Origin of the sequence: Collinsella sp. TM05-37 (assembly GCF_003436455.1) — a bacterium.
Lineage (GTDB): Bacteria > Actinomycetota > Coriobacteriia > Coriobacteriales > Coriobacteriaceae > Collinsella.
The window spans coordinates 49,224-73,531 of sequence record NZ_QSPN01000006.1; the positions used below are offsets into that span (position 1 = coordinate 49,224).

Below are 24,308 nucleotides of genomic sequence, written 5' to 3' on the forward strand. Positions count from 1 at the left end.
CGCGCGAGGCCTCGTGTATGCTGGAAGACGGCATTTTTCAGAGTGAATGCATACCTTGGTAAGGAGTTTGTCGATGGCGATTCGGACGATGGGGCCGAGCGGACAATACGAGACTGGATTGGATGCTGCCGGTGCGGCGCTGCCCGAGCTGCTGGCGCCGGCGGGCGGGCTCGACCAGATGCTTGCGGCCATCGCCGCGGGCGCCGATGCCATCTATGCGGGGTTGGGCGGCTTTAACGCCCGTGTGAGCGCCCATGGCTTTACGGATAACGAGTTTGCGCGCGGCTGCGCCGTGGCGCATGCCCATGGCGTGCGTGTGTACGTAACGCTCAACGTGTTCGTGTTTGACGATGAGTTGTCCGACGCGGTGGCGTTGGGAGCTCATGCACTGGAGCTGGGCGCCGATGCTCTGATTGTCGCCGATGCCGGGTTGGCCTGCGCGCTGCGCGCGGCGATTCCCGGGGTCGAGATTCACCTGTCCACGCAGGCGGGCGCTCATAGCGAGGGTGCCGTGCGGCTTGCCGCCGATGAGCTGGGGGTCGAGCGCGTGACGACGGCACGCGAGCTGACGGTCGACGAGATTGCGGCGCTATGTGCCACGGGCGTGCCCATCGAGGTATTCTGCCACGGTGCGATTTGCATCGGCTATTCGGGGGCGTGCGAGTTCTCGGCCCTGCGGCGTGGACGATCGGCGATGCACGGCGACTGCACGCAGCCGTGCCGTCTGGCGTACGACCTAGTGGACGAGGCGGGGCAGAGCGTTGTCGCCGTTGAGGGGGATCGTCTGCTGTGTCCGCATGACTATCTGGGTATTGCGCATCTGCCCGAGCTTGTAGATGCTGGCGTTGCGTCGCTCAAGATCGAGGGACGCATGAAGAACCCCGATTACGTATTCAACGTGGTGCGGGTTTGGCGCCGGGCGCTCGATATGCTGCGCGACGGCGCGTGGGACCCCGGTGCCGTGGAAGAGCTTGAGCGCGAGCTGGGAAGGTCGTTTAACCGTGGGTTTACCGATGCGTACCTGCGAGGGCGTTCGGGTGCCGAGCTGATGAGCTTTGAGCGTGCAATTAACCAGGGCGTGCGCGTGGGGCGCTTGGTCGCTGTGGGCCACGAAGAGGTGACCGTTGAGCTCGATGCCGCCGTGGCGGCGGGTGACACGCTCGAGATTCGGTTCTATCCGGGTGTCGACGCGCGTCCCGATGTGCCCAAGCGCTGGCCGCAGGTGCCCTGCCCGGTGGATGCCGCAGCGGGGAAGCGCGTCGTCGTGCATTGCAAGCGTAAGGTGGACGCGGGCTGCGAGGTATACCTGATTCGTAGCGCCGGCGTGTTGGATCAGACGGCGGCGGTGTTGGAGCGCATGCGGGCCGAGGCGGATGCGATTGCGCCCGTTGCGCGTGCCGTTGAGGTGCTGCCCTTTGAGGACGTTGCGGTGGATAGCGGTGCGTCGCCGGAGTTGGTGGAGTGCGCGGTTCCCGCTCGCATGGTTTTTGCTTGGCAGCTGATGGATACCGACCCGCGCAGAGAACTCGATTTGTCCGACACCGTTGTGGTGCTTGACGAGGTGTGCCGCACGGGTGACGCTGACCGGACCCGCTCGCTGATGCAGCGTGCCGGGCGCGTCGTCTGCCGCAACCTGGGACAGGTGGTGATTGCTCGCGAGCTGGGCGTGACGTTTGACGTGGCGGCGCCGGTGTTCTGCGCGAATCGGGCCACGCTTACCTGGCTGCGCGGACTCGGTGCGGGGCGGGTGTACTTGCCGGCCGAGTTGCTCGGCAATGATGCGGAGCGTATTGCCGAGCTTGCCGCTTGTCCCGGTGTCTTGGGGCCTGTCGATGCCGACCGTCCCGAGCTCATGGTGTGCGAGCACTGCTTGCTGACTGCCGAGGGCGCCTGCGCCACGGATGCAACGGGGCAGATCCGTTGCCGTGACTGCTCGCGCCGTCAGCAAACACGATATTTGGTCGAGCGCGACGGCATGCGCCTGCCGGTCGCCGTTGATGCGTGCGGCAGGACGAGGATTTTCCTGTCGTAGGTGTTCGGCCGCGCCGTTTTGGTTATCATAAGAGAGTTTATGAACTTCCAGCACCGCCGTATCCGGTGAGGGTGCTATGGCAAAAGGAGGATACCCAATGCTGTCTGTTGACGAGCAAATGCGTATCATCACCTCGGGCGCCGCGAAGATCGTCCCCGAGGCCGACCTTCGCAAGAAGCTTGAGAAGGGCGAGCCCCTCAACATCAAGCTCGGCGTCGACCCCACCAGCCCCGACCTGCACCTGGGCCACGCCGTGCCCCTGCGCAAGATGCGCCAGTTCCAGGACCTGGGCCATAACGTCACCCTTATCATTGGCAACGGTACCGCGCTGATCGGCGACCCCTCGGGCAAGAATTCCACCCGTCCGCAGCTTTCGCAGGAGCAGATCGAGGCCAACGCCGAGACCTACGTGAGCCAGGCCATGAAGATCCTGGACCCCGAGAAGACCACCATCGTGCACAACGGCGACTGGATCCTTTCGATGGACCTGGCCGGTCTTTTGCAGGTGTGCTCCAAGTTCACCGTCGCCCGCATCCTCGAGCGCGACGACTTTACCAAGCGCTACCAGTCCCAGACGCCGATTGCCCTGCACGAGTTTCTGTACCCCGTGATGCAGGCCTTCGACTCCGTGCAGATCAAGGCCGACGTCGAGATGGGCGGCACCGACCAGCTCTTTAACCTGCTCGCCGGCCGTGAGCTCATGGAGAAGATGGGCATGGAACCGCAGATCGCGCTCACCATGCCGCTGCTCGAGGGCACCGACGGCGTCCGTAAGATGTCCAAGTCCTACGGTAACTACATCGGCCTGACCGATGCTCCCAAGGATATGTTCGGCAAGACCATGTCCATCCCCGACGAGATGATTGGCAAGTACTATCGTCTGGCCAGTTCGCTCACCCCGGCCGAGGTCGACAAGATCGATGCCGCCCTGGCCGATGGCTCCGCCGACCCCTACGAGCTCAAGCGCGCTCTAGGCCGCGACCTGTGCGACACCTACCACGGTGCTGGCGCCGGCGACGAGGCTCAGGCCGAGTTCGACCGTGTGTTCAAGGAGGGCCAGCTTGCCGACTTCCCCGAGAAGCACGTTGAGCTGACCGTCAACGACGAGGGCCAGATTTACCTCGCTGGCCTGCTCAAGGACCTGGGCCTTTCGGCCAGCGCCGGTCAGGCCCGCCGCGACATCGACGGCGGCGGCGTCAAGATCAACGGCAAGGCTGTGGCTCCCAAGAGCTACAACATCGATCCGAGCGCCCTCAAGCTGGGCGACACCCTCTCCGTGGGCAAGCGCAAGGGCTTTAAGTTGGTCTAACGAGCGAGTTGACCTCACAAGTGCAATAAGGCCGCAGCCGGGAATCCCGACTGCGGCCTTTTTGGTTACGACGATCCCTTGGGGACGGAGGGATCATTTGGCGGTGCCGTTAAGCGGAAGGGGTGTTAGCGGGACTTTCTTTTGGGCATACAATGGCTATTGGCTTGCTGCGGTGAAGGTCTGTCCGCTCCGCAGCTTTTTTCTACGGTTAAAGGAGTATGTATGTCCGTTGAGGTCATGAGGTCTGTGATCGATGCTGCCGAGGGGCGCGTGCCCGTCGACACGCTGTTTACCAATGCGCAGATCGTCGACGTGTATGGCCAGCGTGTGGCGCCCGGTAGCGTTGCCGTCAAGGACGGTGTGATCGTCGGCGTGCTCTACGATGGTCGCGACGATGCTGCTGGCACCTACGAGGCAACTGAGGTCATCGACTGCCAGGGTCGCTATCTCGCTCCCGGTTTTATTGACGGGCATTTGCATATTGAGTCCTCGAACATCCGTCCCGCCGAGTATGCTCGCATGGCCGCGACGCGCGGTACTACCACCGCCATTGCCGACAGCCACGAGATTGCCAATGTTGCCGGTCTCGACGGCTTGCGCTTTATGATCGAGGACGGCCGCCGCGCACCCATCTCCATCAAGTACATGATGCCTTCGTGCGTGCCCGCGCTGCCCGACGAGCAGGCCGGTGCCGTTATTTCGGCTGCCGATATGCAGGCGTTTTTTGCCGAGCATCCGGGCGATGTTTTTGGCCTGGGCGAGATGATGAACCTGCCGGGTGTCTTTATGGCCGACCCCGAGACCTGTGCTCGCATCGATGCTGCCAACCAGACGCCGTCCAAGCAGGTCGACGGCCATGCACCGCTCGTTGCCGGCAAGGACCTTAATGCCTATGCCGCGGCGGGCATTATCGCCGATCACGAGTCGACGATTCCCGAGGAGGCGCTCGATAAACTGTCTCGTGGCATGTACGTGATGCTGCGCGAGGGCACGTGCAGCCATGACCTGGCCAATCTGTCGCCGATGCTGCTGGAGAACCCCGCGCGCGCCCGCCGCTGCTGCTTTGCGACTGACGACCGCGCCCCTTCCGATGCGCTTGCGACTGGCATGATCGACAATGCCTGCCGCGTGGCGATTGAGGCCGGTATCGACCCCGTGGTCGCTATCTCTATGGCGTCCCTCTCCACGGCCGAGGCGTTTGGCCTGGATCACGGCTGCCGCGACCCGCACGAGCTGCGTGGTGCGATTGCCCCGGGCAAGCGTGCCGACCTGCTGGTGCTCAATGACCTGACGTTTGCTACGGCTCCGCATTGCGTATATGCCGCCGGTGCTCTGGTGGCGCAGGATGGCACCTTTGTGGGCGAGATCGCACCCGAGATGGCCGAGGTTGCGGCCCTTGCCGATGAGCTGCGCGCCTCCGTTAAGCTGCCGAAGCTTTCGCTCGACGTGTTTGACTATGCCTTTAAGCCGGGCGAGGCCGTTATCGATGTCATCCCGGGTATGGCTATCACAGGTATGGCTCGCCCCGAGAGTGCCGAGGGCCTGCGCCGCATTATGCTGATCGAGCGCCACGGCCGCGGCGTGTCGCTGCAGGCCGAGGGCGCCGACGGTGACGGCCCCGCGGGTCTGGGCTTGGTTGGCAAGCATATCGGTCGCGGCTGGGTGCGCGGCTTTACCATCACGGGTGGCGCCATTGCCTCCACGATTGGCCACGACTCGCACAACGTGTGCGTGGTGGGCGACAACGCGGCGGATATGATGGCTGCCGTTGAGGCCGTGGGCCAGGGCGGCCACGTGCTGGTGCGCAACGGCGAGGTCGTGGCGCGCATTCCGCTGGCGCTCGGTGGCCTTATGAGCGAGGGCACGGCCGAGGATGTCGCCGCGCAGCACGACGACTTTATGGTCAAGGCGCGCGCCATGGGTATCGAGCCGCCGCTCGACCCCATCATGGGCATCATTTTCCTGCCCCTGCCGGTAATCCCGACGCTCCGCATCCGCCCCGAGGGCATGTTCGACGTCACGACCTTCACCTACGCCGACTAGTCATCGGGGACGTTCTTAAACGACTAGCCGTCGGGGTGGCGTGTCGCCTGACGCCGCGACCGTGAGACCTCTGGCATGTGTGAGCTATTTGCCAGGTCCTTGTAACGTTTACGCCCGCGGAGTCTTATTTGAGCTCCCTTTGGGTACGTTGGAATCGGATACACGTTCGATTCCAACAAGCCCGAAGGGAGCTTTTCTATGTTTAAACTGATTGCATCCGATATGGACGGCACACTGCTTGACGAAAACGGCCAGGTGCCTCCCGAGACCTACGAACTGATTCTGGCGCTACACGAGCATGGCGTGCATTTCGCCGCATCGTCAGGTCGTCGCTACGATCGCCTGTGCGAGTTCTTTGCGCCCGTTCGCGACAAGATGGACTTTGTCGCCGCTAACGGCGCCCAAGTCTACGCCGACGGTAAGATGGTAGACCGTGAGGTGTATTCCCACCTGGCGATTCGAAGGCTCGCCCAAGCCGTCAGGACGTTTCCCAATCTGCATCTTGCGCTCTTTGACCGAACCAAGTCCTTCCTGCTCGATGACGAGTGCAAGTTCGTGCGTGAGGTCGATAAGGACCTTCCCAATGCCGAGCGTATTTGGGAGCTGCCCGATCCCAGCGTAAATATCATCAAAGCGAGTATCTTTTGCGACGACAGTGCGGTTATGGACAGTGCGTACGTGCTACAGCGCGAACTTGGTCAGCTCTTTACTTTTGCGCCTTCGGGCAACGCGTGGATCGATGCCATGCAGCCCGGTGTGTCGAAGGCCTCGGGTATCGCGCAGCTCGCGGAGCATTACGGCATTGGTCGCGACGAGGTCATGGCGTTTGGCGACTCGATGAACGACTACGAGATCATTCGCTTTGTCGGCACGGGCTGCGCGATGGAAAACGCGCGCCCCGCGCTTAAGGCGGTGGCCGATCGCGTGGTGGGTTGTAACCGCGACCACGCCGTCCAGCAGGAGCTCCGTCGCGTGCTGGAGAGTCTCTCCTAATCCGGCAGATGGGGACGTTCCTTTTCTGCCGACAGTGGGGGACGGTCCTTGCAGCTTTTTGCGAAGAGTGTCCCCAGTGACTAGTCGTTTAAGAACGTCCATGACTGACCAATGACTAGGCGAGGGCGGCCATGATGGTGCGGGCGACGCCGTCGCGGTCGTTGTCGTATTCGGTGATGGCGTCGGCGGCCTCGCGATCTTCGGGCTCGGCGTTGATCATGGCCATGCCATGGCCCGCTGCCTGCAGCATGGGGATGTCGTTGATGTTGTCGCCGAACGCCCAGGCGTCGGCGAGACGCTCGCCCAGATGCTCACACAGCCACGTGAGGGCCGTTCCCTTGGTGGCGCCTTCGCCCATAACCTCGATATTCATGGCGTACGAACGCGTGACCTCAATGCCTCCGAGCGTGTCGAGCGCCGCCGCGATGGCGTCGCGATCGGCCGGGTCGTGCCAGTACATAGCGATGCGTTCGAGCGCCTCGACCTCGTCGATCTTGCTGTCGATATTCATGTCGATCAGCGTTCGTGTGCGCTTGAGCGAAGCCGCGATGTGGGGGTCGCCGCCACAGAACTCATCCAGACGCCCGTATAGCGAGCGGGGGAGGAAGCACTGCCCATCCGCGAAGATATCGAAGGTCACATCGTGGCCGGCGGCAATGCGATGGATGCGGTGGGCAATGCCACGGTCGAGCGGACGGCTCAAGATGCACGTGGCGCGCGAGGCGTCGGTGGGCGTATCCTCGTCGAGCTGCCAGACGCTGGCGCCGTTGGCACAGACCGCGTAATGCACGGCGGGATGGGCGAGAATGGGCTCAAAGATGCCCGACAGTGGACGTCCCGTGCAGGGAACAAACTCGATGCCACGACGTGCGAGCTCGTCGAGCATCGCCCAGGTGGCATCGCTCATTTGCTTATCGCTCGTCAGCAGCGTTCCGTCCATATCGGAAAACACAATCATTTGATGCAGCCCTTTCTACTGGCATAAAAAGCGTGGCCGAGGGCGGTGATGCCCTGGCCACGCTCGAGTTCTATAACGGTCCGCGTCCTAGCGGTCGGCGAGCGGCTTGTACTCCAGCGGCTCGATCATCGGACGATAGGCGGGGCGGATGATACGGTGCGCGCAGAAGAGCTCTTCCATGCGGTGTGCCGACCAGCCGGCCATGCGGGCGACGGCGAATAGCGGCGTAAAGAGCGTTTCGGGCACGCCGAGCATCTTGTAGATAAAGCCCGTGTACAGGTCGATGTTGGCGCAGATGGGCTTGGTCATGCCGTGGTCGCGCATGACCTGGGGTGCCAGGCGCTCGATGCGCTCGATGAGCGCGAACTCTTCGCCCAAGTCCTTCTTGGCTGCCAGCGAGCGCGCGTAACGACGGCAGACCTCGGCGCGCGGGTCGCTGAGCGTATAGACGGCGTGGCCCATGCCGTAGATGAGGCCCGTGCCGTCGAAGGCCTGCTTGTCGAGGATCTTGCCCAGGTAGGCCGCGACTTCGTCCTCGTCCTCCCAGTTGGAGACATGCGCGCGGATGTCCTCGTGCATAGACACGACCTTGGCATTGGCACCACCGTGGCGCGGGCCCTTGAGCGAGCCGATAGCCGCGGCGTAGGCGGAATACGGGTCGGTGGCCGAAGACGACAGCACGCGGCAAGCGAAGGTGGAGTTGTTGCCGCCGCCGTGCTCGGCATGCAGCATGAGCATAACGTCGAGCAGCATCGCCTCATCGCGGGTGAACGCCATGCCGCCGCGCAGGACCTGTAGGATGGTCTCGGCGGTGGAGAGACCGGGCGTAGGGTGCGGCACGTGAACCTCGGAGCCGCGAAGCTTGGCGACCGAGGCCATGTGTGCGAAGGCGGCGATGCGCGGGAGACGTGCGAGCATGGAAATGGCGACGTCGATTTCGTGCTCGGGCGTGATCACGTCTGGTTCGGCATCGAAGGCGTAGAGCAGCAGTACGGCGCGCTGGAGCACGTTCATGATGCTCGACGATACCGTGGTCATAGGGAACTCTTTAACGTACTCGTCGCTCAGATGTCTAAAGGCGCCCAGGCGCTCGCAAAAGCCGTCGAGCTCTTCCTTGTTGGGCAGCGAACCCGTGATAAGCAGATAGGCGACTTCCTCGTAGCCATAGCGATTCTCGGCCTGGGCATTGTTGACCAGATCCTCGATGCTGTAGCCGCGAAGCGTGAGCTTGCCCTGATCGGGCACGACCTTTCCGTCGACCTTGTTGTAGCCGTGCACATCCGAGATACGAGTGAGACCCGCGACCACGCCCGAGCCGTCGGCATTGCGCAGGCCGCGCTTGACATTGTGCTCGACAAACAGGCCCTCGTCATAAGGGTCGGTCGGCAGGCCGTGGTAGAGGTTTTCGCTCTCAGACGAAATCTGGCGGCTCGCCTCGTAATCCAGAACCAGGCGGCTCAGGTGATCGTCGAAGCGGTAGTAGATTTTCTTGGCGTCGTAGGCCATGTGCGCTCCTCTCCGGTCCGCTTTGGGGCGGCGCGCTTGGACGATATGACGTCAAGCTGCCCCGAGCGGCTTGTTCGCTACAGGCGGTACATAAAGTTAAAGACGTCCTCGCGCTGGATGGACACGTTGACGCCCGAAAGCTCGCCGGCCTCGGCCAGGGCCTTCTGCAGCTCGGCGAAATCGAGCTTGGACTCAGCGGTGTCGGCCAGCATGGTCATGGTGAAGATGTCCTCGATAATGGACTGCGTAATGTCGCGGATGTCGACGTTGGCCTCGCCCAGGACACGGGTGACGCCGGCGACGATGCCGGGGCGGTTCTTGCCAAGGACGGTGATGACGATACGGGAGGACGAGATCTCGGCCATGGGAAACCCTTTCGCGTGGTCGCGGCGCGCGCGGGGCGCTCCGCTACGGTACAGTGTTCATCATTGTACCTGTCTGGCGCAAAAAAGGCGCGCTCGCTGCGGCGTTACATGCCTGCAACATGAGCGTAAGGGGTTAGGCCGCACGGGGAAGAGCCGTCTGGCGCGTGTCCGGCTCGTGTTGGGTTGATTTCCGATCTCAGCCGAACACATTGAGCGGACAGGCCGTTCCCGCAGTCAGCCGAACGCCTCCGACGGCTGATTCCGAACTGGAAGCGGAGGGCATCCCCGCCCTTCGGTAGGGGATACCGCTCCGCGGCGCATGCCGCGGGCGGCGCCCCTATCGGACCACCGTGACCTCAGTTGGGATGGGCCCAGCACTGCCGCGTACTCGGTGAGCTAGAGCCAACTGTTCGTCTTCACGTCGCGTATGGCGATATTTCGGTCGTCCGGCTCGGTGATGCCGTAGCCGAACGCCTGGAGCGTCTCGATGGACTCCTGGATCCTCTGTTGGAACATGGGACCCGGATCGACCCTCGGCCCGAGGTGCCCGCGCCAAAGGCACGGCGTGGCGCGCAGCATGTTATGGATTTTGGAGATGGGCTCGATGTCGGCGTAGACGTTGAGCGTCGCCATGGCGTCCTTGTGGCCGAGGATCGATTGGAGCGCCTTGATATCGCCGCCTTGGCGGATCCACTGCGTTGCGAACGTGTGGCGAAGGCCGTGGAACGTGATCAGCTCGTCGTTGGTGCCCATGAGGCCGTTGGTCTCCGAGAACGTCTTGAACGCCCTGCGGATATAGCTTGTCGTCGCGAAGGTCGCGCCCGGCTCCGACAGGATGTAGCAGTCCCCGATCTCGACCGCTCCGGTAAGGCCGCGCAAGCGCAGCTTTCCGCAGTCGATCTCGTGGGTCTCCTTCAGGATGGGGAGTAGGCCGACCGGGTCGATGGGGATACCCCTGGCGTCATGGGTCTTGGTGTCCTTGATGAACGAACCCATTCCCTTCGCGTACGCCACCGAGTGTCTGATCGAGATCAGGCCCGTCTCGAAATCCACATCGCACCACCGAAGGCCGCAGACCTCGCCGATTCGCATCCCCGTGTGCAGGGCGAGTACGACCGCCCTCTAATCCTCGGCGGACCAATCGAGTCCGAACTCCTTTCGGGCATCCTCTTCGCTCATGACTTCGAGAAGGTCTCCGGGTTGGCAACGAAGGGCGAGGCATAGCTGCTCGAGTGTGTTGAAGCGAATGCCGCGAATATGCCCTTTTTTAATACGGGACAGGTTCACGGGCGTGGTTCCAATCCTTTCGGCAAGTTCGTTCGAGGAAATCTTTCGCTCGGCCATGATCTTGTCGAGGCGAACAATTACGGGCATGGCGTTTCCTTACGCAATCTCGTCGGAGTCGAGGTACAGCTCTCGGGCGTACAAGAAGAGCTGGGAAAGCATGAACAGGACGATGCCGAGAACCAGAGAGGTCCAATCGAATGATGAAGCGATCTCTTGGGCGCCGACGGCCCCCTCGCCGCCAAACATCGAAACGGAGGTTTTGAGTGAGCCGGCGTAGAGGCTGGTGGCAGCTTGAACAACGAAGAGAATGCCGAGCACCTTCAAGCATGTCGCAGACCCTTTCTTGAAGGGGTCTCCGCTCTTGATCGTCCACACGAGAACGGCGCTGAGGATGGTCGTAGCGATACCGATGACGGCAGGGACCAATGTCGAGATCGCAAGGGCTGGATACGCGGGGGAGTCTGCAATTACAGGGTTGTCGAGCACTTCGATTGCTGGCTTTAAGGAGAACGCCACTTGTGCGATGGCGGTGGCGCAAAGGGTCGCAGAGGCTATCGCACATGCGATGCGGAAGGAATGAAGCCGGGGAGTGCGATTGTCGGAACTCATAATAACCTCCGAAGAATTTAAAAAACTCAGGTTACTTTTTAACAGTTTATGTTAAATTGACTTTGCCGGCAAGTAATAAGGGCCGAGCATTTTGTTCGGCCCCTCTATTCCGACTGGATGAGGTTAAGGTTGGCGATGAATATGCTCAAAATCTCGAAGGCAATCTTTAGGTCGCTCCTCTCCTCCAGGTCACTCTGTGTTGCCGTTGTTGCGTTGATGGTTCTTTGTGCTCTGCCCGTCTTCAGGAGCGCGGCTGGCATCGACGGACGGGTCGAATACCTCGAGTCGGGAATAACCCGTGTTGAGCAGGAATTGTCAGCATCCTATGCGGATGCGCTTGTGAATGCGGGGGAGGACGGTGTCTACACCTCTTCATCAAGCATGCCCGCGCTTCTGTACCCTCTTGCCGCGGGACGTCTTATCTTGGCACCGCTCTCTCCCCTACTTCCGTTTCTGCAGATATCGGATGGAGAGTACACCTATTATGACGGATCGAAGGAGTACTTGCTATGGGTCGCAACGGCCGTTGCCGTCTCGTTCCTTGCCGCGCGTCTTAACAAACGTGAAAAGCTCATCATCCAGGCGCCGATGGGCGAGCTGGGTAGACTTGTTGCATCGAGCGTATGGGCGAGTGTTTTTGCAATGCTTGCCGTCCTCGCCATCAATCTTCCAGGGATAATCGCCGCGCTTGTGAAGAATGGCCCGGGCTCGCCGTTCTATCCGATAGGCTACATTCAATATGCGACTCCGGTTATCAAACCGGCTTGGCTGGTGTTCGCGCAGACGGCCATCTTGCAATTCTTGGTGGCAGCGTTCATCTCGCTTGTCGTTCACCTTGCCGTGAAGATTGCCAATAACCCTACGCTTGGAATCGTGTTCGTATGTGCCCTGATGGGGGTGACGATGGTTCCCGGGTATTACGGAAGATCCATCGCTTTACGTGAGTTCGCCCTGTTGAATCCCCTTACGTATGCGAACACTGAGTTGACCGTCGGCGCCTATAGCCCGTACCCGACAACGCAGATAGTGAATCTGCCTGGACTTTGCTTCGAGCGTGGCGCGATTGCCCTCGTATGCGCAATCGGGATCGAGGTGCTGGCAATTAGCCTGCTTTGCGTTGCTGGAAAGAGCGGCTGCGCGTGCCCGATATCCCCGATTTGTCTTGAGAGAGGTTCCTTCACTGCATCGAGAACGGCAACTCGTTCGAGCGCTTGTGCCTCCGCCGTTGCATACGTAAGAACGATGGGGAAACTGCTCCTGCGTTCTCCTACCCTCGCCGTATGCGCGATTGCAATGTCGACGACGATGCTGGCCCCGGCTCTGGTCGAGATGTTTCCTGACGCTGATAACGTTTCCGCTGTTCGGTATAGGGATGGGGAGCTCCGTTCAATAGATCGGTATTTAGAGCAGAACGCTGCGAATATGGACGTCGAGGGCAAAGCGGCCCTGGAAGACATGCGGGATGCTCTTTCGGGTTTCGTGTACGCGCCTATGCCTGCGGAGGGGTTTCGAAGCCTTGCGACGTACGAGCGCGCTCGAGGTGAGCTGGGCGCGGCAGATGCGACTCTCCTGCAATCGATCGGAATCGAGCCGGAGACTCCTTCTCGTGCGGAGGCGCGCGCCCTTCTGCTTGAGTCGATCGCGAGCTTGCCGGACCCCAAGGTTTACGAGTTAAGTACGAAGATGCCCCCATTAATCCTCCTTTCGTATCTCCAGGCAGCGCTTCCCTCCTTATTTTTGCTGTTGCCCGTGGTTGTCACATCGCTCGCGTGCACCCACCTGCAGTGTCGTTCCCTTCTGGTTCTCCAGATCCCCGCAACAGCGCATGTGCGTTTTCTGACGGCTGTTGCGCTGGCTCTCCTGCTTGGCTTGGTGCTGCTTTTGGTGTCGATGGTTCCCGCTGTCGTTGTGTCCGTGATTAAGAACGGTGCGGGTGGATCGGAGTATCCCGTCGCTCTCATTCGGGCGGGAGCTTCGACAACGTCCATGGTGGGGGAGGCGGTGTTGTGCAGTATTCCGTTGCTGGTCATGGCATACGGCGTGATTTCCGTCGTCGCTGCGTTGACAGCAGCGATTAGCCGCAACCCCGTTGTCACCGGAATGGTTTGCGCGGTTCTCTTGGTGTTGGGTTCGTTGAGCGCTCATGTTGAAAGCGTGGGCATGGGCGTCGCGCTGCTGGCTCCATTCGCCTCGTTTGATCCCGCTTCCCAGGTGGGGACGATTGGGTTCCTTGGGCGAGGGACGAACGCGATGCCTTTTGGAGAGGTCGTCGGCGCATCGGGCGCTCTGCTGGTGGTCTTGGGCGCCGTATCTCCGTTGATGGTGCGCCTGAGTGTTCCAAAGATCGAAAGGGGATGATCTCGATGATTGACCTTCAAACGCTGACGATCTCTTATGGAAAGAAGGTGCTCGTAGATTCGGTGAACGCTGAGTTTGCCCCGGGTACGGTCTACGGTCTCGTCGCTCCGAACGGGCATGGAAAGACGACGTTGCTGCGTGCGATGGCAGGTTTGCCGGGTCCTCGCGTGGACGGGAGCATCGTTCTGGATGAGGTGCAGGGTACGGGTGCGAGAGAGGTCCGTTCTATGATCTTCTATGCACCTGGTGAGGGGACGCTGCTGTATCCCGGATTGCGTGCGGAAGATCACCTCAAGATGGTTTGCGATATGTGGCCGCATGCTCGCGATATCGAAGAGATAGTGGAACAAACGCAGATAGGCGAGTTCGCGAAGATGAGGACCCGCACTCTGAGCCAGGGCATGAAGCAGCAGCTTACCCTGGCGATTGCGTATGCGACGGGCGCGCGGTACCTTCTATTAGATGAGCCCATGAACGCGCTCGACCCCAGCAGGGTGGACTTGCATTCCGAGATTCTCAGGAAGCTGGCCGATTCTGGTACGTGCATCATCATGTCATCCCACATCTTGGATTCGGTCGATAGGCTGTGCGATGAGATTCTGTTTTTGAAGGATGGGAGGCTCATTAGAAGCATTCCGCAAGATGATGCTGCGCCGAAGTCTCCTGGATCCCATTTCGCAAAGCCTGCCGGACGCGCCGAGGGTGCGCTAAGCACGTATCGGCGACTCTACGAAAAGGGCGGGTAGAAATGCAAGTTAAAAATCTATGTGGTCAATATGATGCCGTTGAACCCGCGTATCGATACCGCTCAGCCATTCGCCTCGCCCCCGTCGCACGTATCTTCATCCGGTCTGTTACTTTTAATCTAACGATTCTTTGAGGAACGTAGGTGCTTCTGAATGTACTGTCGACTTCTTCTCAAACTGATCCTAAGAGACAAGGCCGCATGGATTTGTACGCTCGTTCTCGCTGCAGCCTTTTCCGTCCCCATTGCGTTCAATTCACCCATCTACGGGCCCTTCTTTATGAAGCAGGGCATGCAGGGCTTTGTCGACGCATTCAATACGCGCGCGCCCCAGGCCAGCGGCACAGACCTATCGCCAGAGCAGCAAGCTGACGCGGAGCTTGCAAGATACGCGAACGCCGCCCTTGCCGCTCAAACCGACGCCGCCTTTCTCGATTCTGCCGAGAGCTACTACGCGCTCATGGGCGAAGGCTTCCAATCCGGGTCCATCGTGGGAGACCGAGAGACCAATGACGCAGCGCTCGCATATTGCCGTGCCCTGAGCAGCTCCGGCATCACGGATATCCCGGCCTCCGCAAACGACCTGCCATTCCTTTCCTTCCTGCCTTACGCCATTGCCACGGCGCCGTCTTTCCTTCCCTTCATCCCCTTCCTTCTCTCGTCGATACTCGTGCTCGGCGCCACAAGGCCCGGGACCCTGGCGGCAAAGGCGCCCGCGCCCAAATTCCGGCGCCTTATCCAGATCGTGTTTTCGATAATCGCCGCGGGGACCGCGATGCTCCTCGCCGGCCTCGCACCCGGGGGCATTTACGCCTTGGCCCTAAACGGCTTCGGGCAAATTGGGTACCCGATCGCCTTCTTCCATGACGGCGCGCTTACCACCACGACTGCGGGAAACGTCTTCACAGCCCTGCTTATCGCGCTTCTTGCGGGCGGAACCTTAATATCCGTTTGTTCCGTCGTCCTATCGACCGCAACGAGGCGCGTCCTCGCGGGCCCCCTTACCTCCGCGCTGCTTGTCGCGGCCCCGGTATTCCCGTTACTGTCCGATTCGGCACTGGAGCATAACGCCGCGCTCAATCTCCTGCCGCTGGCCGTATTCTCGCCTATCGAGGCAACGGGTTACGTAGGATGCTTCCCAACAGAATTCATTGGCTCCGGTTCAAGCGGTGCATCGATGCTTGCCGTGGCCCTGATATACGTCGCGGTCTTTTTTGCGGTCGGCGCCGTTGCGACACGTTCGCCCAAACAGTCTGGACCCGCGAAAAAGCGCCATGGGCTCGAGCTTCTGGACGTGAGCGTGGGATACGGAAGCACGACGATACTTTCAATCGGATCGCTTTTCTTGAGCCCGGGAACGGCGGCGGGCCTCATTGCTCCCAACGGCTCGGGGAAAACCACCTTTCTTGAAGCGCTGTCGGGCCAATTTCCCATCCGTATCCACTCGGGAAGCCTGGTGGCAGACGGAATCAGCCAACGTCAATCAGCCGAATTTGCAGAACTCGTCTACCTGAGCTCTTCAGGCGGCACGGATCTTTACCCCACGCTATCAGCCCTCGAGCACCTTGCTTTCGTTAGGGAGGCGTGGAAATCGGCCACCGACATCGACTCGCTCTGCAGCTCCCTCGGAATCTCCTCATATCTCGACAAGCCGACCCGTAAACTCTCGACAGGAATGAAGCAGCAGGTAAAGCTTGCCATGGCGATATCGACCGATTGCCCGTACCTTATCCTCGATGAACCGCTGAACGGCCTCGATCCGGGAAAGCGGAAAACCTCCTGCGACGCGATGCGCAGCGAGGTGGCGCGGGGACGAAGCGTGCTCATTTCAAGCCATCTGCTCGACGACCTGGCAGACCTCACCGACTCGTTCTACTTCATCGAGGCCGGCACGCTCGTGGAAAAGATCAAGTCGTCCTCGCAGACGCTCAAGCAGGAATATCTCGATACATACGAGAGATGAATGTGGGGGAGTGTTCGGATGAAGTTGATATTTAAGGTCCAGCTCGTGTTGTGCCGAAAAGACCGTGAACCTTTTGTGGGACACGCGGCGCCGTGGTACCATAGCCGAGTTTGTTGTCTTGGTCGGAAACCAAGACGCCTTATGCGCTGATCGGTAACCAGCGCCTGACCAATAAGGAGTCCTACCATGAAGCAGGGTATCCATCCCCAGTATGTCGAGTGCACGGTGACGTGCTCCTGCGGCAACACCTTCAAGACGCACGCTACCGTGTCCGAGATGAAGGTTGAGCTTTGCAACGAGTGCCACCCGTTCTACACCGGCCAGCAGAAGTTCGTCGACACCGGTGGACGCGTCCAGCGCTTCGCCGACAAGTTCGGTGGCGCCGCTGCCGCCCAGCTCAAGAAGGCCGAGGAGGCCAAGGCTGCCAAGGCTGCCAAGGCTGCTGAGGCCGAGGCCGCTCGCAAGGCCGCCGCTGAGGCTAAGGCTGCCGAGAAGGCCAAGCGTGCTGCTAAGTTTGCCGAGGAGGCTGCCAAGCAGGCCGCCGAGGCTCCCGCCGAGGCTCCCGTCGAGGAGGCCGCTGCCGAGGCCGAGACCACCGAGGCTGCTGAGTAAATAGCTCGCCGAGGAATCGCTCGCATTCATGGCATGAGGGCCGTGCATCCATTTGGGTGCGCGGCCCTTTTCTTTTTATTGGTGCAAGCTAACCTGTCCCCGTGGCACCAAATGGCAGAGAGACGGCGTTTGCTCAGATAAAACCTGCCAAAATAAACCCGTTCCATTGCGGCAGGTTGGTCATAGTTATTACGTGGCGGTCGAGGTCGACCGTATAGGCCGCGCCTTGTTTGGCTAAAGTACAATCATCTGTGTTTAACTCGCCCGCAGCTGCACGGCGTGGGCGATGGCCAAAAAGGAAAACCACATGGGATTCATGTCAAAGCTGCTGTCCTTTGGATCCGATAAGGACCTTAAGCGCTACTACAAGATCGTCGATCAGATCAACGGTCTTGAGCCCCAGTTTGAGAAGATGACCGAGGAAGAGCTCCGCGCCCAGACCGATAAGTTCCGTGAGCGTTACGCCAACGGCGAGTCGCTCGACGACATGCTCCCCGAGGCTTTTGCCACCGTGCGTGAGGCTTCCAAGCGCATCACGGGCATGCGTCACTTTGACGTGCAGCTCATTGGCGCCATGGCACTGCACGAGGGGCATATCGCCGAGATGAAGACCGGCGAAGGCAAGACCCTGGTCTCCACGCTGGCCGGCTACCTCAACGCTATTGCCGGCAAGGGTGTACACGTCGTTACCGTCAACGATTACCTGGCCAAGCGCGACTCCGAGTGGATGGGCCGCATCTACAAGTACCTGGGAATGACCGTCGGTCTGCTCCAGAACAACATGCCGCTCGAGCTCAAGCGTCCGGCCTACCAGGCAGACGTCACCTACGGCACCAACTCCGAGTTCGGTTTCGATTACCTGCGCGACAACATGGTCACTCGCCCCGAGCAGCGCGTGCAGCGCGGCCACCATTACGCCATCGTCGACGAGGTCGACTCCATCCTGATCGACGAGGCACGTACCCCGCTCATCATCTCGGGTGCCGGCACCAAGTCCGCCAGCACCTACAAGGACTTCGCGCGTGCCGTGCGCGGCCTTGAGCGCGGCGAGGACGTGTCGCACGACATGCTTACCGCCACCGAGGACGTTGAACCCACGGGCGACTACGTCATGGACGAGGCCAAGCACACCATCGCCGCCACTGAGCGCGGTCTTAAGAAGATCGAGCGCCGCCTGGGTATCGATGACATCTATGCCGATCTCTCAGGCCAGCTGGTCAACCACCTGCAGCAGGCGCTGAAGGCCCAGTACATGTTCCACCGCGACAAGCAGTACGTGGTCACCAACGGCGAGGTCAAGATCGTCGACGAGTTCACCGGCCGCATCATGGAAGGCCGCCGCTACTCCGAGGGCCTGCATCAGGCCATCGAGGCCAAAGAGGGCGTGCTCGTGCGCGAGGAGAACCAGACGCTGGCCACCATCACCTTGCAGAACTACTTCCGTCTGTATGACAAGCTCTCCGGCATGACCGGTACGGCACTCACCGAGGATGCCGAGTTCCGCGAGATCTACAAGCTACCCGTCGAGGTCATCCCCTCCAACAAGCCCGTGCAGCGTGTTGACCACGAGGACCTGGTGTACCGCACCATCCAGGCCAAATACAACGCCGTTGCCGACGACGTCGAGCGACGTCACGCCAAGGGCCAGCCGGTCCTGGTGGGCACCGTCTCCATCGAAAGCTCCGAGAAACTGTCGGCCGCCCTTACCAAGCGCGGCATCGCGCACGAGGTCCTCAACGCTAAGCATCACGAGCGCGAGGCTCATATCGTTGCCCAGGCCGGACGCTACGGCGCCGTGACCATCGCTACTAACATGGCCGGTCGTGGTACCGACATCCTGCTGGGCGGCAACCCCGACGAGCTGGTGCGCGAGCGCCTTGAGTACGAGGGCCTGACCATGGAGGACGTGACACCCGAGCAGCTCGAGCAGTTTAACGCCGAGGCCAAGGAGACCTGCAAGGCCGAGCGCGAGCGCGTGCTTGCCGCCGGCGGTCTGACCGTCATCGGCACCGAGCGCCATGAGTCCCGTCGTATCGACAACCAGCTGCGCGGCCGCTCCGGTCGTCAGGGCGATCCGGGCGAGACTCAGTTCTACCTGTCGCTCGAGGACGACCTCATGCGCCTGTTCGGCGGCGACAAGATGGACCGCGTCTCCAAGATGATGGTCACGGCCGACATGGGCGACGACATGCCCATCCAGCACAAGATCATCTCCAAGGCCGTCGAGAGCGCCCAGCACAAGGTCGAGAGCATCAACTTCTCCATGCGCAAGAGCGTCCTTGAGTACGACGACGTCATGAACAAGCAGCGCCAGGTCATCTACGCTGAGCGCAATAAGATTCTGGACGGCAAGGACCTGACCGACCACATCACCGAGGTCATGCACGACACCGTGTACCGCTGCGTTCAGGAGTTCTGCACCAAGGACAGTCACGATGGCGAGCGCGACCTGGAGGGCCTGCGCAAGTGGGTTGTGGAGCTCACCGGCCACATTGATACGCCGAAGTTCCCCGACGAGGATTATGAGGCTCTGGCTGCCGATGTCCTGGCTTACGTAGAGAAGTGCTACAACATGAAGGCCGAGCGCTTGGGCGAGGACCTGATGCGCGAGCTCAACACCCAGGTCATGCTGCGCGTCATCGATACCCGCTGGATGAACTACCTGCAGGAGATGGACTATCTCAAGACCGGCATCGGCCTGCGCGGCTTTGGCCAGCGCGACCCGCTGGTCGAGTACAAGACCGAGGCCTACGGCGCGTTCCAGATCCTCGTCGACACCATGTACGAGGATTACCTGCGCACGGTTCTGCGCATCGAGATCAAGGCTGCCCCGCGTGCCGTGGAGCACAAGGAGGAGCCCGCGCTCGAGAGTGCGCACTTCTCCGGTCCTGCCGAGGTCGATGGTGACAACGGCGACTCGGTGCTGCGCAAGCAGGCGCAGGTGCAGGCCCGCACGGCTGTCCAGGGTGGTCCGGCTGCCGTCAACAACGGTGGCAAGGTGACCACCTATCGCAAGTCCGAGAGCGACGATCCGTACGTCAACGTGGGCCGCAACGACCCGTGCCCCTGCGGTAGCGGCAAGAAGTTTAAGTACTGCCACGGCAGGAATCGTTAATGGCTGAGGCTTTAGAGGTAACGCCCGCCGAGCTGGACGCGTTTGCGGACCGGCTCGGCGAGGTCGAGTCGTATCTCCACTTGGACGAAAAGCGCACGCGCGTGACCGAGCTCGAGGCCAAAAGCGTGGCCCCCGGCTTTTGGGATGACGCCGACGCCGCCCGTGTCACCATGGAGGAAATCGCGCGCACCAAGGAAGATATCGCTGCCGTGGACAACGCGCGCGGCGAGCTTTCCGATGCCCGCGCCGCGCTGGAGCTTGCCGAGGAGATGGGGGATGACCCCGATGCCGCCGCCCTTCGCGAGGAGGCTACAGCCACGGCTGAGCGCCTGGCCCGTGCCATCGATGAGCTTGAGCTTTCGAGCTGGTTTACCGGTGAGTTCGATCACGGCGATGCCATTGTGACCATCAAGCCCGGACAGGGTGGTCTGGAGGCCCAGGACTGGACCTTCATGCTCTTTAAGATGTACATGAAGTACTGCCAGCGTCGCGGCTGGAAGGTCACCATCAACGACTGTCCCGCAGCCGAGGTCATCGGCATCGACCGCGCGACCTTTACCGTCGAGGGCAAGGACGCATTTGGCATGCTGCGCGCCGAGGCCGGCGTCCACCGCTTGGTTCGCATTAGCCCCACCGACGACAAGAAGCGCCGCCAGACCACGTTTGCCGGCGTCGAGGTCATCCCCGTGCTACCCGATGATATCGACATCGAAATCAGTCCCGATGACATCCGCGTGGACGTGTACCACGCGAGCGGCCCGGGCGGTCAGGGCGTTAACACCACCGACTCCGCCGTGCGCGTGACGCATTTCCCCAGCGGCATTGTGGTTACCTGCCAAAACGAGCGCAGCCAGATCCAGAACAAGGCCGCGTGCATGCAGATCCTCAAGGCTCGCCTGTACGAGATTGAGCTCGAGAAGCGCGCCGAGGCCCTGGATGAGATTCGCGGACCCAAAACCACGATTGGTTTTGGCAACCAGATCCGCAGCTACGTGCTCTACCCGTATCAGATGGTTAAGGACCTACGCACGGGCGTTGAGACCAGCAACGTCGAGGCAGTTCTTGACGATGGCGACCTGGACCCGTTTGTTATTGGCTATCATCGCTGGGCCACTGGCAACGCCGATGCAGAAGGCTCGGAGATCTAAAACATCGGGCGGCTTCAAGCCGATGCTAAGCCCAACGGTTGGACGGGTTTGTATCCGGAATAAACCCTGCGCAGGGGTGGTTTTTGTCCGGCGAATCGGTAGAATCGAATACAGCAAGAAGTTCGAAGCGCATCCGTTTGGGTGCGCTTTTTTGAGGGAGGCAGCATGGCATATCGTCTGGACATTAAGCGTATTCTTTCGATGAACTTCTTTCACGACCTGCCCCAGATTATGTTGGGGTGCGCTCTGGCCGCTATTGCGACCGACCTGTTTTTGATTCCCAACGGCCTTGCTGCCGGTGGCGTTACGGGCCTTGCCACCATTATCCAGGCGGTCGGCGCATCGCGCGGTCTATCGCTTCCCGTTGGTATTCAGACGATCGTGATGAACGCCTTGCTGCTGCTGGTCGTTATGCGCGAGGGTGGCATGTTCTACGTGGTGCAGACGGCGACGGGCTTTGTGCTGCTGGGCTTTTTCACCGACCTGTTCGCTCCGTTTGTGGCGCCGCTGGCACATGCCGATCTGATGCTGCCCGCTATGTGGGGCGGCATCATCACGGGCATCGGTTATGGCATGGTGCTGCGCGCCGGCGCCAACACCGGCGGCTCGGACACGATTGGCCAAATCATCTCGCGTAATACCTCGCTGCCCGTGGGCTCGACCGTCATGGCGATCGATGTTGCCGTATGTGCGCTGTCGGCTCCGGTCTTTTCAATCGAAAATGCACTATATGCAGGCCTTTCGATGGTCATTAGCGGCTACGTGATCGATGCCGTGGTCGATGGTGGCAACAAACGCCGTATGGTACTCATCATCTCGGACAAGTTCCCTGATATCGCTGCCGATATTATGTATGGCCTGGGTCGTGGTTGTACCAAGTTTAAGGCGACTGGCATGTATTCGGGTGCCGAGAAGCCGGTGATCATGGTCATCGTGAGCCGTCGAGAGCTCAATACCCTCAAGACGATCGTGCGCGAGCGCGATCCTCACGCCATTGTGACGGTCGCTGACGTTACGGAAGCCTTCGGCGAGGGATTCAAGGACATTAGCGCGTAGGGGCGACCGCGTTCCATCCAAAAGACGTTCACATTGATAAACCGTTTCATCAGCGGTTCTGCCTGCTAAATTGTTCAAATAATGATAAAAACTCTGGTAAAGCCATCAGTTTCCAGCATAATGAATGACGTACGTGCATTGCGGCTGTGTTGGGATTACCTTCGGTGCCGTGCGCATCTTGTCTAAAGAGGATGAAAGGAAGGCACAATGAGCGACGAAGAGCTCAAAAAGGTTGCCAATGAGGTAAGGAAGGGCATCGTCACCGGCGTGCACGCTGCCAAGTCCGGCCATCCGGGCGGTTCGCTCGGTGCTGCCGACATCATGACCTATCTGTACTTTGAGGAAATGAACGTCGACCCGTCCGATCCCCGCAAGGCCGATCGCGACCGTTTTGTGCTCTCCAAGGGCCATTGCGCTCCGGGCCTGTACGCCGTGCTCGCCGAGCGCGGGTTCTTCCCCAAAGAGGACCTCAAGACGCTGCGCCATATCGGCAGCCACCTGCAGGGTCACCCCAACATGAACGACACCCCGGGCGTCGACATGTCCACCGGCTCGCTCGGCCAGGGCATTTCCGCCGCCGTGGGCATGGCCGTTGCCGCCAAGCACTGGGGCGATACTTATCGCACGTACGCCCTGCTGGGTGATGGCGAGAGCGAGGAGGGCCAGGTCTGGGAGGCCGCCATGTTTGCCGGCAACCAGCAGCTCGATAACCTCTGCGTGATCGTCGACCACAACGGCCTTCAGATTGACGGTCCCGTCGAGGAGGTCAACGACCCCATGCCGCTCGCCGACAAGTTCCGCGCGTTCAAGTTCCACGTGGTTGAGCTCGCCGACGGCAACGACTTCGACCAGATCCGCGCCGCCTTTGCCGAGGCTCGCGCCACCAAGGGGCAGCCGACCGCCATTATCGCCGAGACCACAAAGGGCAAGGGCGTGTCCTTTATGGAGAACCAGGTTGGCTGGCACGGCAAGGCCCCCAACGATGAACAGTTTGAGCAGGCCATGGCAGAGCTCACGGCCGCCGGAGAGGAGCTCTAGGATGGCAGACGTCAAGAAAATCGCCACGCGTGTAAGCTACGGCGAGGCCCTCGTCGAGCTCGCCAACGAGCACGATGACTTTGTGGTCCTCGACGCCGACCTGGCCGCCGCCACGCAGACCGGTAAGTTTAAGGCCGCTTGCCCCGACCGCTTCTTCGATGTGGGCATTGCCGAGAGCAACCTGATGGGCGTCGCCGCCGGTATCGCGACCACTGGTCGTGTTGCCTTCGCGAGTACCTTTGCCATGTTCGCTGCCGGTCGCGCCTTTGAGCAGGTCCGCAACTCCATCGGCTACCCGCACCTCAACGTTAAGATCGGTGCCACGCACGCCGGCATCTCGGTGGGCGAGGACGGCGCCACGCACCAGTGCTGCGAGGATATCGCCCTCATGCGCGTCATCCCCGGCATGACCGTAATTGTTCCCGCCGACGACGTGGAGGCCCGCGCCGTGACGCGCGCCGCCTACGAGTGCGACGGCCCCGTGTACATGCGCTTTGCCCGTTTGGCCTCGCCGGTTATCAACGACCCCGAGACCTACAAGTTCGAGTTGGGTAAGGGCATTGTCATGCGCGAGGGCGCCGATGCGACCATCATCGCCTGCGGCCTGATGGTCGGCGAGGCTCTCGAGGCCGCCGAGCAGCTCGCTGCCGAGGGCATCGACGCCGAGGTCATCAACATGCACACCATCAAGCCCATCGATGCCGACCTGATCGTCAAGAGCGCCACCAAGACCGGCCACGTCGTGACCGTCGAGGAGCACTCTGTGATCGGTGGCCTGGGCAGCGCCGTTGCCGACGTCCTGTGTGAGCAGTGCCCGACGCCGCTCAAGAAGATTGGCGTCAACGACACCTTCGGCGAGTCCGGCCCGGGTGCCGAGCTCCTGCACAAGTACGGCCTGGACGCCGCCAACATCGTGGCGACCACCAAGGAGTTCTTGGCATAAGGCAAGACGAGGCAAAGTATCGTCTCAACAACCACATCCAAGCCAGAACAGGGGCATCCCCAAAGAGGGCGCCCCTGTTTTTGTTGAATTTAAATTAGAGTCCTGCCAAGCAAAGTTCCCATGGGGAAACGGGCCCATCCCAACAAAGTGCAATTCAGACCCTTCCAACTTTGTATGCGCAGCATCTCAAGTTGGTGCGTCGGCCCCATAGTAGCCGCAGACCGGGCG

Annotated in this window: 19 protein-coding genes; 13 read left to right on the plus strand and 6 right to left on the minus strand. The window is 60.9% G+C overall.

All coding sequences use genetic code 11. The annotated features are described in order from the left end of the window. The first annotated feature begins 73 nt into the window (after nucleotides 1-73). From DXD48_RS04650 to DXD48_RS04665, 4 genes are all read left to right on the plus strand, one after another. Nucleotides 74-2,032 (plus strand): U32 family peptidase, encoded by a 1,959-nt coding sequence (locus tag DXD48_RS04650; RefSeq protein WP_158548929.1) that lies wholly within the window; start codon nucleotides 74-76, stop codon nucleotides 2,030-2,032. A 97-nt stretch (nucleotides 2,033-2,129) separates the two neighbouring features. After that, nucleotides 2,130-3,341, plus strand: a complete 1,212-nt coding sequence (gene tyrS / locus DXD48_RS04655) for a tyrosine--tRNA ligase (RefSeq protein ID WP_117564189.1) — start codon at nucleotides 2,130-2,132, stop codon at nucleotides 3,339-3,341. A gap of 222 nt (nucleotides 3,342-3,563) precedes the next feature. Beyond that, a complete protein-coding gene (locus DXD48_RS04660) occupies nucleotides 3,564-5,384 on the plus strand; it encodes an adenine deaminase (protein ID WP_117564190.1) in 1,821 nt (606 codons plus the stop codon). Nucleotides 5,385-5,582: 198 nt separating this feature from the next. Further along, on the plus strand, nucleotides 5,583-6,377 hold the full coding sequence (locus tag DXD48_RS04665) for a Cof-type HAD-IIB family hydrolase (protein WP_006235286.1): 795 nt from the start codon (nucleotides 5,583-5,585) through the stop codon (nucleotides 6,375-6,377). 115 nt (nucleotides 6,378-6,492) lie between these two features. Here the strand turns inward: DXD48_RS04665 and DXD48_RS04670 are convergent, their stop codons facing one another. From DXD48_RS04670 to DXD48_RS04695, 6 genes are all read right to left on the minus strand, one after another. After that, nucleotides 6,493-7,335, minus strand: coding sequence for a Cof-type HAD-IIB family hydrolase (locus DXD48_RS04670; protein WP_117564191.1), 843 nt, complete (start codon nucleotides 7,333-7,335; stop codon nucleotides 6,493-6,495). A gap of 87 nt (nucleotides 7,336-7,422) precedes the next feature. Beyond that, nucleotides 7,423-8,841, minus strand: coding sequence for a citrate synthase (locus DXD48_RS04675; protein ID WP_117564192.1), 1,419 nt, complete (start codon nucleotides 8,839-8,841; stop codon nucleotides 7,423-7,425). Between the two features lie 77 nt (nucleotides 8,842-8,918). After that, a complete protein-coding gene (locus tag DXD48_RS04680) occupies nucleotides 8,919-9,206 on the minus strand; it encodes an ACT domain-containing protein (protein ID WP_006235289.1) in 288 nt (95 codons plus the stop codon). Between the two features lie 396 nt (nucleotides 9,207-9,602). Then, entirely contained in the window at nucleotides 9,603-10,310 is a 708-nt protein-coding gene (locus tag DXD48_RS04685; RefSeq protein WP_255413113.1) for a site-specific integrase, read from the minus strand. Between the two features lie 18 nt (nucleotides 10,311-10,328). Continuing rightward, nucleotides 10,329-10,580, minus strand: a complete 252-nt coding sequence (locus DXD48_RS04690; RefSeq protein WP_006235292.1) for a helix-turn-helix transcriptional regulator — start codon at nucleotides 10,578-10,580, stop codon at nucleotides 10,329-10,331. Nucleotides 10,581-10,589: 9 nt separating this feature from the next. Continuing rightward, nucleotides 10,590-11,102 (minus strand): DUF2975 domain-containing protein, encoded by a 513-nt coding sequence (locus DXD48_RS04695; protein ID WP_006235293.1) that lies wholly within the window; start codon nucleotides 11,100-11,102, stop codon nucleotides 10,590-10,592. A gap of 135 nt (nucleotides 11,103-11,237) precedes the next feature. Between DXD48_RS04695 and DXD48_RS04700 the strand changes: the two genes are divergently transcribed. From DXD48_RS04700 to DXD48_RS04740, 9 genes are all read left to right on the plus strand, one after another. Further along, nucleotides 11,238-13,460, plus strand: coding sequence for a hypothetical protein (locus tag DXD48_RS04700; protein ID WP_117564194.1), 2,223 nt, complete (start codon nucleotides 11,238-11,240; stop codon nucleotides 13,458-13,460). A 5-nt stretch (nucleotides 13,461-13,465) separates the two neighbouring features. Further along, complete coding sequence (locus tag DXD48_RS04705) at nucleotides 13,466-14,206, plus strand: ATP-binding cassette domain-containing protein (protein ID WP_158548930.1); 741 nt, start codon at nucleotides 13,466-13,468, stop codon at nucleotides 14,204-14,206. A 153-nt stretch (nucleotides 14,207-14,359) separates the two neighbouring features. Further along, the gene (locus DXD48_RS04710) at nucleotides 14,360-16,168 is read left to right on the plus strand and encodes an ATP-binding cassette domain-containing protein (protein WP_117564196.1); all 1,809 of its coding nucleotides are present in this window, start codon (nucleotides 14,360-14,362) and stop codon (nucleotides 16,166-16,168) included. A gap of 186 nt (nucleotides 16,169-16,354) precedes the next feature. After that, the gene (gene rpmE / locus DXD48_RS04715) at nucleotides 16,355-16,780 is read left to right on the plus strand and encodes a 50S ribosomal protein L31 (RefSeq protein WP_006235303.1); all 426 of its coding nucleotides are present in this window, start codon (nucleotides 16,355-16,357) and stop codon (nucleotides 16,778-16,780) included. 307 nt (nucleotides 16,781-17,087) lie between these two features. Next, the gene (secA, locus tag DXD48_RS04720) at nucleotides 17,088-19,895 is read left to right on the plus strand and encodes a preprotein translocase subunit SecA (RefSeq protein WP_117564197.1); all 2,808 of its coding nucleotides are present in this window, start codon (nucleotides 17,088-17,090) and stop codon (nucleotides 19,893-19,895) included. Continuing rightward, nucleotides 19,895-21,043, plus strand: a complete 1,149-nt coding sequence (prfB, locus tag DXD48_RS04725; RefSeq protein WP_117564198.1) for a peptide chain release factor 2 — start codon at nucleotides 19,895-19,897, stop codon at nucleotides 21,041-21,043. Before secA ends, prfB begins: the two co-directional genes overlap by 1 nt. Nucleotides 21,044-21,208: 165 nt before the next feature. Beyond that, entirely contained in the window at nucleotides 21,209-22,099 is an 891-nt protein-coding gene (locus DXD48_RS04730; protein WP_117564199.1) for a YitT family protein, read from the plus strand. 207 nt (nucleotides 22,100-22,306) lie between these two features. Further along, nucleotides 22,307-23,137 carry a transketolase gene (locus DXD48_RS04735; protein WP_117564200.1) on the plus strand — a complete coding sequence of 277 codons (831 nt, stop codon included), beginning with the start codon at nucleotides 22,307-22,309 and terminating at the stop codon, nucleotides 23,135-23,137. A 1-nt stretch (nucleotide 23,138) separates the two neighbouring features. Beyond that, on the plus strand, nucleotides 23,139-24,080 hold the full coding sequence (locus DXD48_RS04740; protein ID WP_117564201.1) for a transketolase family protein: 942 nt from the start codon (nucleotides 23,139-23,141) through the stop codon (nucleotides 24,078-24,080). Nucleotides 24,081-24,308 lie beyond the last annotated feature (228 nt).

Excerpts from the sequence above, each read along its gene's own strand:
- DXD48_RS04710 (WP_117564196.1), top strand. The coding sequence starts at position 14,360 with ATGTACTGTCGACTTCTTCTCAAACTGATCCTAAGAGACAAGGCCGCA.
- tyrS (WP_117564189.1), top strand. The coding sequence starts at position 2,130 with ATGCTGTCTGTTGACGAGCAAATGCGTATCATCACCTCGGGCGCCGCG.
- DXD48_RS04660 (WP_117564190.1), top strand. The coding sequence starts at position 3,564 with ATGTCCGTTGAGGTCATGAGGTCTGTGATCGATGCTGCCGAGGGGCGC.
- DXD48_RS04675 (WP_117564192.1), bottom strand. The coding sequence starts at position 8,841 with ATGGCCTACGACGCCAAGAAAATCTACTACCGCTTCGACGATCACCTG.
- DXD48_RS04740 (WP_117564201.1), top strand. The coding sequence starts at position 23,139 with ATGGCAGACGTCAAGAAAATCGCCACGCGTGTAAGCTACGGCGAGGCC.
- prfB (WP_117564198.1), top strand. The coding sequence starts at position 19,895 with ATGGCTGAGGCTTTAGAGGTAACGCCCGCCGAGCTGGACGCGTTTGCG.
- DXD48_RS04730 (WP_117564199.1), top strand. The coding sequence starts at position 21,209 with ATGGCATATCGTCTGGACATTAAGCGTATTCTTTCGATGAACTTCTTT.
- DXD48_RS04665 (WP_006235286.1), top strand. The coding sequence starts at position 5,583 with ATGTTTAAACTGATTGCATCCGATATGGACGGCACACTGCTTGACGAA.
- DXD48_RS04705 (WP_158548930.1), top strand. The coding sequence starts at position 13,466 with ATGATTGACCTTCAAACGCTGACGATCTCTTATGGAAAGAAGGTGCTC.
- rpmE (WP_006235303.1), top strand. The coding sequence starts at position 16,355 with ATGAAGCAGGGTATCCATCCCCAGTATGTCGAGTGCACGGTGACGTGC.
- DXD48_RS04700 (WP_117564194.1), top strand. The coding sequence starts at position 11,238 with ATGAATATGCTCAAAATCTCGAAGGCAATCTTTAGGTCGCTCCTCTCC.
- DXD48_RS04670 (WP_117564191.1), bottom strand. The coding sequence starts at position 7,335 with ATGATTGTGTTTTCCGATATGGACGGAACGCTGCTGACGAGCGATAAG.
- secA (WP_117564197.1), top strand. The coding sequence starts at position 17,088 with ATGGGATTCATGTCAAAGCTGCTGTCCTTTGGATCCGATAAGGACCTT.
- DXD48_RS04690 (WP_006235292.1), bottom strand. The coding sequence starts at position 10,580 with ATGCCCGTAATTGTTCGCCTCGACAAGATCATGGCCGAGCGAAAGATT.
- DXD48_RS04735 (WP_117564200.1), top strand. The coding sequence starts at position 22,307 with ATGAGCGACGAAGAGCTCAAAAAGGTTGCCAATGAGGTAAGGAAGGGC.
- DXD48_RS04695 (WP_006235293.1), bottom strand. The coding sequence starts at position 11,102 with ATGAGTTCCGACAATCGCACTCCCCGGCTTCATTCCTTCCGCATCGCA.
- DXD48_RS04680 (WP_006235289.1), bottom strand. The coding sequence starts at position 9,206 with ATGGCCGAGATCTCGTCCTCCCGTATCGTCATCACCGTCCTTGGCAAG.
- DXD48_RS04650 (WP_158548929.1), top strand. The coding sequence starts at position 74 with ATGGCGATTCGGACGATGGGGCCGAGCGGACAATACGAGACTGGATTG.